This is a genomic window from Endozoicomonas sp. SESOKO3 (genome assembly GCF_024606255.1).
In genome coordinates this window covers 1-1,645 of the sequence record NZ_JAHHPR010000085.1, presented here as the reverse complement: position 1 = coordinate 1,645, position 1,645 = coordinate 1, and the positions used below count along the sequence as shown (strand labels likewise).

General features: G+C 48.0%; 1 protein-coding gene. It reads right to left on the bottom strand.

Annotation, left to right across the window (positions count from 1 at the left end; all coding sequences use genetic code 11):
- Positions 1–131: 131 nt before the first annotated feature.
- Positions 132–1,645: hypothetical protein (locus tag KDK18_RS01345; RefSeq protein WP_257252643.1), on the bottom strand; the 1,514-nt coding region annotated here is incomplete at its 5' end.

The window sequence follows — 1,645 nt, the reverse complement described above, 5'->3', positions numbered from 1 at the left end:
CCTCACCCATTTCCTGACAAATTCGGAAAGCTTAGGACAGTAGACTGGCAGGTGCGGAGTAAAACAATTAATTTACAATGCCAGAACCTTAAAATTCGGAAATGGTTGACTGAAATACATTACTTCAATAATCAATCCCAGTTAGCCTCACGATCCTGAAGTGAAAAAGTAGTCGATGTACCCGAGCTGGTCGAATAACCAATGCCATCATCGCCTTCTGAAGAATCCCAAATGTAGCTGGGAGTGCAGAAGAATAAAGTCTCCCCTTTTTTTTGTTGCTGTATTATTACGGTGTGGCTGGCTGTTCTGGCTCTTTCAGCCGCTTCTTGCTGCTCCCTTTCGTGGCCTATTTTATCTTCTTTTGTCAAGATATATTCTTCTTGTCTCAAGTAGCCGTATAGCTCTGTCAGCGACCACTGCATGTAGAGATTATCCAGATCCATATCACAAGAAAAGGGATTCAGAACCCCGGCATTGATCATTACATTTTTCCAAACCTTTTGATCAAAGCCTTCAATGATTTCTCTGACCTCCTCCCTGTCCCTTCTGGTGGGGTTCCAGTCCCTTCCTTTCGGATCTTTCCGCCAGGGTTTGTTGAGTGCTCTGCCTAACTTCCTTTGCAGCTTATTCTCTTGCAACCATTCCAACCTTCGCGATTTAGTTTGATGCTCAGCGATTATCACACACACCAACAAGGTGATACCTATCGTGGCGATCACAGTGCTCGCCACAAGTTTAAACCAGCGTTCCCAATCATGGTGATCCAGATCCAGATCCAGATAGTGATGCACGACTGGCTTCTGAACGGGCGGTGGCAGAGCAAAAGACACGGGCTTTTCACCATCCAGAATTCTGCGAACCTGCTGGTACCACTCATTACCATAATCTTCACGATCGGCGGCTTTCATAAACAGGGCGGCGAGATCTTCCTGATAGTGACGACGTTTGCTGTCTGTACGCCAAAGAGTGAGATGATTGTTAAAGGCTTCAGTCAGCAGGGAGAGGTAAAGAACAAATGCAGGGTCTCTGGCAATCTCCGGGTTCTGCTTTTGCCTGTCCACCTTGAAGCCAAGAGAACGAAGCGCCTTGCCACGAAGAAAAAGCTCCTGCATTTCTATCAGAATAAAGCCGAGTTGCCGACCTAACTGTTCCGGGGATAACGGGTTGGACGGAAATTCTCTAAAACTGTTCTGCACAGCCTCCGCAATCAGATCCTCCATGGAGTCCATTCGGTCTTCAGCTATGACCCCCTGAAGCAGCAACGGATGGGTTCGGTACCAATCAATAACATCCCGGGCTTCCTCCATGACTGGAGCTCTACTGAATGCCTGCAGGAGGTGAAACATGGGGCGGTCCGGGTAACGGTCATCCGTATCATTGTCACCAGTGACTTTGGCAATAGTATGGCGGGAAGCCTGCTGGATGAGTCTGGTAAGAAACTGCTGTCGAGCTTCTGGCTGATAGTCTGGTGCAGAGTGATCTTCCAGCCACTGGTTCTGCTCATACCGCTCATAGATTCGCCGAACTGAAACCATGAGGGCTTTTAACAGCCCCTCATTTTCTTCTGCAAAGACGTAATCAAAATAGAGCCTGTTCAGATTGTTCCGGGCATGCCTGAGAGCCTTCTGCTCGGGTGACTCAACAC